The sequence below is a fragment of the Massilia sp. P2_C2 genome, assembly GCF_056404615.1.
This window is the reverse complement of sequence record NZ_JBFUDR010000320.1, coordinates 1-6,605: the sequence shown is the minus strand read 5'-3', so window position 1 is coordinate 6,605 and position 6,605 is coordinate 1. Positions and strand designations below refer to the sequence as shown.

At 71.1% G+C, this 6,605-nt stretch carries 2 protein-coding genes; both read left to right on the top strand.

Going from position 1 to position 6,605, the window contains the following annotated elements:
* Positions 1–340: rhodanese-like domain-containing protein (locus tag AC1DYX_RS25870; RefSeq protein ID WP_477264213.1), on the top strand; the 340-nt coding region annotated here is incomplete at its 5' end.
* Between the two features lie 98 nt (positions 341–438).
* Positions 439–6,605, top strand: a 6,167-nt coding sequence (locus AC1DYX_RS25865; protein ID WP_477264211.1) for a glucoamylase family protein, incomplete at its 3' end; no start/stop codon positions are given.

The window sequence follows — 6,605 nt, the reverse complement described above, 5'->3', positions numbered from 1 at the left end:
GCTGCATGGGGACACGCTGGACGTCTTCCTGCGCCGCCACGAGGATGCGCTGCTCGTGGACGTGCGCGAAGCGGCCGAGGCGCAGGCGGGCGCGCTGACCCTGCACGGCCGCGCGGCGCACAACGCGCCGTTGTCGCGCCTGGCGGAACACCTGGCCGGCTGGCTGGCCGAGAGCGGACGCCCGGTCGTTTTCGTCTGCCGCAGCGGCAACCGCAGCGCGAAGGCGGCGTTATGCCTGCACCGGGCCGGGCATGCGCAGGCGTGGAACCTCGTCGGCGGCGTGGTGTCGGCCACGTACAGCGCACCTGTGTACGGTAACGCACAGTTTCCAGGCACCTGATCTCTTAGCATGGCGTCAGCCGTGCGCCCACGAGTATTCCGCCCTTCACCTTAATGGTCGCGTCCCGCGTCAGCCGGCGGCTGGTTGCGCACGCCACCATGAGGTTCCTGTTGAAAGAAGAAAAAGATCGCCCGTCCGCCGCAGCACCCGGCCTCGCCGAGGACGAGGCCCCGCTGCGTGCCGACCTGTTTTCCGCCGCCCAGATGGCCGTGCACGGCCGCCGCCTCGCCGCGCGCCATCAGCTGGCCGACCAGCCGGGCAGCGACCGCCTGCTGGAACGCCTGGCCGACAACGCCGACGTCATCGCCACCGCCTGCGCCAGCCTCACGCTCGCCGCCAAGTCCGGCGTGCACCCGGCGCCCGCGGCCGAGTGGCTGCTCGATAACGCCTACCTGATCGAAGAGCAGGTCCGGCTCGCGCGCAGCCACCTGCCGCCCGATTACAGCCGCGAGCTGCCCTGCCTGCAGGACGCCGACGCCTGCGGCAGGCCACGCGTGTACCAGCTGGCGCTGGAAGTGATCGCGCATGGCGACGGCCGCCTGGAGCCGGAAAGCCTGGCGCGCTTCGTCGCCGCCTACCAGGAAGGGGCGTCGCTGGCGCTGGGAGAACTGTGGGCGATCCCGATCATGCTGCGGCTCGCGCTGATCGAAAACCTGCGCCGCATCGCCGCGCGCCAGGCCGACAGCCTGCGCCAGCGCGAACAGGCCAACCGCTGGGCCGACCGCATGACGGCCAGGGCCGACGAGCGGCCCGGCGACCTGATCCTCGTCGTGGCCGACATGGCGCGCGAGGTGCAGCCGATGGGCTCCGGGTTCGTGGCCGAGCTGACGCGCCGGCTGCAGGGCCGCAGCGGCGCGCTSACGCAGGCGCTGCAATGGATCGCCACGCGTCTTGCGGACGAGGGCCGCACGATCGACCAGGCCGTGCAGGGCGACGTCCGGCAGCAGGCCACCGACCAGGTCTCGATCGCCAACACCATCGCCAGCCTGCGCCTGCTCGGCAACACCGACTGGCGCGTATTCGTCGAGACCATGAGCGCCGTCGAGCAGGCCCTGCGCGGCGACCCGGCCGGCGTCTACGCCAGCATGGACTTCGCCACGCGCGACCATTACCGCCACGTGGTCGAGCGCCTGGCGCGCGCCAGTGGCCGTACCGAGATCGAGGTCGCGACCGAGGCTCTTGCACTTGCAGGAGAGGACGTAACTGATGAGCGGCTGCGCCACGTCGGCTACTACCTCGCCGGCAACGGCCTGGCGCGCCTGGAACGGCGGCTGCACATGCGTCCGGGTGTCAATGCCGCGCTGCGGCGCGCGGGCCGTGCGCGTCCGCTGCTGTCCTACCTGGGCGCCATCGGCGCGTTCACGGCGCTGTTCGCGGCGGCGGCCGTCGTGTACGCGGCGCGGGACGGCGCCGGCCACGGCCTGCTCGTCGCCATCGGCGTGCTGGGCGCGCTCGGCGCGAGCCAGCTGGCGTTGGCCCTCGTCAACCTGATGGCGACGCGGCTCGTCGCACCGGCCCCGCTGCCGCGCATGGATTTCAGCGGGGGCATCCCGCCCGCTGCGCGCACCATCGTCGTCGTGCCGGCGCTGCTGTACAGCCGCGACAACGTGGCGGACCTGGTCGACGCGCTCGAAGTGCGCTACCTGGCCAACCGCGATCCGCAGTTGCGCTTCTGCCTGCTGACCGACCTCGTCGACGCGCCGCGGCAGGAGGTGTACGGCGACGCCGAACTGATCGAACAGGCGCGCGCCGCCATCGCCGCGCTGAACGTGACATACGGCGACGGCGACGACAAACCGTTCCTGCTGCTGCACCGCCGGCGCGTGTGGAGCGAGTGCGAGGGCGCGTGGATCGGCCGCGAGCGCAAGCGCGGCAAGCTCGAAGACCTCAACGCCTTGTTGTTGCGCGGCGAGSGCGGGCCGTTCGCTGTCGTCGAGGGGGAGGCCGCCGACCTGAATGAAATCCGTTACGTGATCACGCTCGATGCCGACACCCGGCTGCCGCGCGACGCCGCGCGCGCCTTTGTCGCCGCGATGGCGCATCCGCTCAACCGCCCCGTGTTCGATGCGGCGGGCCGGCGCGTGGTGGAAGGCTACGGCCTGCTGCAGCCGCGCGTGACGGCCGCGCTGCCGCTGGAACACGCATCGCGTTACGAGCGCCTGTGCAGCGGCGAGCCAGGCATCGATCCGTACACGCGCACCGTGTCCGACGTCTACCAGGACCTGTTCGGCGAAGGTTCATTTGCCGGCAAGGGCATCTACGACCTGGACGCGTTCGACCGCGTGCTGCGCGGGCGCTTTCCCGACGATTGCGTGCTGTCGCACGACCTGCTGGAAGGCTGCTACGTCCGCTCCGGCCTGCTCAGCGACGCCACGCTCGTCGAGCCGGGTCCGGCGCGCTACAGCGACGACGTCGGCCGCCGGCACCGCTGGATCCGCGGCGACTGGCAACTGGCCGGCTGGCTGCGTGCGCGCGTGCCGCTGGCGGATGGCCGGAAGGAACCGAATCCACTGCCGCCGCTGGCGCGCTGGAAGCTGTTCGACAACCTGCGCCGCAGCCTCGTCGCGCCCGTGCTGACCATGTTGCTGCCGCTGTGCTGGGCATTGCTGCCGTCGCCGGCGTTCTGGAGCGCGGCCGTGCTGGCCGTGTTCTTCCTGCCGTTCGCACTCGGCGCACTCGTGGCGCTGGCCGACAAGCCGCACGACATCCCGCTGGGCCAGCACCTGCTGAACTGGTCGCACGGCGCCTGCGCCGGCCTTGTCCACGCGCTGCTGAACACGGCCTTCCTGCCGCACGAGGCCTGCTACAGCCTGGACGCGATCGTGCGCAGCGCCTGGCGCATGGGCGTGTCGAAACAGCGGCGGCTCGAGTGGCGCGCGTCGAGCCTGTCGCGCTCCAGCACCGACATGGAATCGAACTGGCGCAACATGTGGTTCGCGCCCGCGTTCGCGGTCGGCGTCGCCGTCCTGCTCAGCTTTGCGCACCCGTACGCGCTGTTCGCCGCCGCGCCGTTGTTGCTGCTGTGGTTCCTGTCGCCCGTCGTGGCGTGGTGGGTCAGCCTGCCGGCCGCGCATCCCGTGCCGCAGCTGGCGGACGGCCAGCGCCGCTTCCTGCGCCGGCTGGCGCGCCGCACCTGGGCGTTCTTCGAGGATCACGTGACGGCGCAGGAGAACTGGCTCCCGCCCGACAACATGCAGGAACATCCGGCACCCGTCGTCGCGCACCGCACCTCGCCGACGAACCTGGGCCTCGCACTGCTGGCCAACCTGACGGCCCGGGACTTCGGCTACGCCGCCACGTCGGACCTGCTGGCACGCACGCGCGCCACGCTGGACTCGATGGACCGGCTGGAGCGCTACCGCGGCCATTTCTATAACTGGTACGACACGCAGACGCTGGCCCCGCTGCCGCCGCACTACGTCTCGGCCGTGGACAGCGGCAACCTGGCCGGTCACCTGCTCACGCTTGCCGCCGGCCTGGAGCGGCTGGCCGACGAGCCCATCGCGTCGAGCCGGGCGCTGGACGGCATCCGCGACACGCTGGACGTCGTCGAAGACCATGCCGTCCCCGCCGTGCGCGAGGCGATCGCCGCGCTGCGCCACCAGCTCACGCCGGAACGCTGCCCCAACACGGGCACCTTGCCGGGCCTGGCCGACTGCCTGCAGGCGCTGGCGCGCCAGGCCGAGGCGCTGTGCGCCGCCGTGCCGCCCGACGCCGACCCGCTGCTGCGCGGCTGGTCCGACAAGCTGGCGTCACAGGCAGCGGCGGCCCAGGCCGATTTGCTGGCGATGGCGCCGTGGATGCGCGTCGTGCAGGAATACGTGATCGATTCCAGCCTCACGCGCATTCCCACGCTGCGCGAGCTGGCCGGCTACGACATGAAGGTGCAGGGCGAGCACCTCGCGCCGGACGAGCGCACGCGCCAGTTGCAGCTCGCCCGCCTCGTGGCGGAGGGCGGCGCCAATGCGCGTGCGCGCCTGCAGGAAATCGACCGGCTGGCACGCGCCGCGCGCGACTGCGCCGACATGGACTTCAGCTTCCTGTACAACGCCGATACCCATCTGCTGGCGCTCGGCTATGACGTGGGCGAGCGTCGGCTGGATGCACACAGCTACGACCTGCTCGCATCCGAGGCCCGGCTGGCCAGCTTCGTCGGCATCGCGCAGGGACAGTTCCCGCAGGAGCACTGGTTCGCGCTGGGCCGCCAGCTGTGTCTCGTGCAYGGCCAGGCCTTGCTGCTGTCGTGGAGCGGCTCGATATTCGAATACCTGATGCCGCTACTCGTGATGCCGACGTGGCGCGACACGCTRCTCGACCGGACGTACCACGGCATCGTCCGCGCCCAGGCGGAATACGGCCGCCGGCGCAACGTCCCGTGGGGCATTTCCGAGTCGGGCTACAACACGGTAGATGCCGCGCTGAATTACCAGTACCGCGCGTTCGGCGTGCCCGGCACGGGCGCGAAACGCGGTCTGGGCGAGGACCTCGTCGTGGCACCGTACGCCACCATGATGGCGCTGATGGTCGAGCCGGAGCGCGCGTACGCCAACCTGGAACGCATGGCGAAGCTGGGTTTCACGGGCCGCTACGGCTTCTACGAGGCGGTCGACTACACGCCGGCACGGCTGCCCCACGGCCAGTCGTGCGCCATCGTGCGCTCGTTCATGGTGCACCACCAGGGCATGGGTTTCCTGGCGCTGTCTTACCTGTTGCACGACCGGCCCATGCAGCGCCGCTTCGCCAGCGATCCGCAATTCCGGGCCGCGCTGGCGCTGCTGCAGGAGCGCGTGCCGAAGTCCGGGGCCCGTGCGTCCGCACGCGCCGAGGCGGAGGAACTGCGCCTGGCAGTCCCGGAAGACGGCAGGTCGACCCGAACGGTCGGGCAGCCCGATGCGGCGCCGCACGAGGTGCAGCTGCTGTCCAATGGCCGCTACCACGTGATGGTGACCGCGGCCGGCACCGGCTACAGCGTCTGGCGCGACCTGGCCGTCACGCGCTGGCGCGAGGATCCGACCACCGACGACCGCGGGCATGTCTGCTATGTGCGCGACCTGGATGGCGGCGACGTGTGGTCGACCACGTGGCAACCCACCCTGGCGCGGCCCGAGCACTACGAGGCCGTGTTCTCCGAAGGCCGGGCGGAATTCCGCCGGCGCGACCACGGCATCGAGCTGCACACGGAGATCGTCGTATCGCCCGAGGACGACATCGAGCTGCGCCGCATCCGTGTCGCCAACAGGACGCATGCCGTGCGCAGGATCGAGCTGACCAGTTATGCCGAAGTCGTGCTCGCGCCGGCCGATGCCGACGCCGCGCATCCGGCATTCTCCAAGTTGTTCGTGCAGACGGAGATCCTGGCCGAGCGCGGCGCCGTCCTGTGCACGCGCCGGCCAGGATACAGGGAAGATGCGGTGCCCTGGCTGCTGAACCTGATGACGGTGCATGGCGCCGATCCGGACGTGTCGGCGCCGCAGTTCGAAACGAGCCGCGAACGGTTCATCGGCCGCAACGGCAGCAATGCGCGGCCGGCGGCGCTGGCGGGGCACGAGGCGCTGGGCGGCACGGCCGGCGCCGTGCTCGATCCGGTGACGGCGATCCGCCGCGTGCTGGCCCTGGCGCCGCACCAGACCGTGACCATCGACGTCGTGCTGGGCGCGGCCGACACGCGCGACGAGGCCGTGCGCCTGATCGACAAGTACCAGGACCGCCACCTGGCCGACCGCGTGTCGGAACTGGCGTGGACGCATGGCCAGGTCGTGCTGCGCCAGCTGAACGCGAGCGAGGCGGATGCGCAGCTGTACGCGCGCCTGGCCGGCTGCGTGCTCCATCCGCAGCCTGCGCTGCGCGCCGACCCGGCCATCATCGCGCGCAACCAGCGCGGCCAGTCCGGTCTGTGGCCGTATGCGATCTCGGGCGACTACCCGATCGTGCTGCTGCACATGCGCGATGCCGCCAACATGGAACTGGCGCGCCAGCTGGTCCAGGCGCACGCGTGGTGGCGTTTGAAGGGGCTCGTCGTCGATCTCGTGATCTGGTGCGAGGATGCCGTGGGCTATCGCCAGGCGCTGCACGACCAGATCATGAGCCTGATCGCTTCCAGCCTCGATGCCCAGTCGGTCGACCGGCATGGCGGCGTGTTCGTGCGCCCGTTCGACCAGATCCCGAACGACGATCGCGTGCTGATGCAGGCCGTGGCGCGCGTGGTGCTGTGCGACGAGCGGGGCAGCCTCGCCGAGCAGCTGCGCCGCGCGGCCGCGCGCAAGGC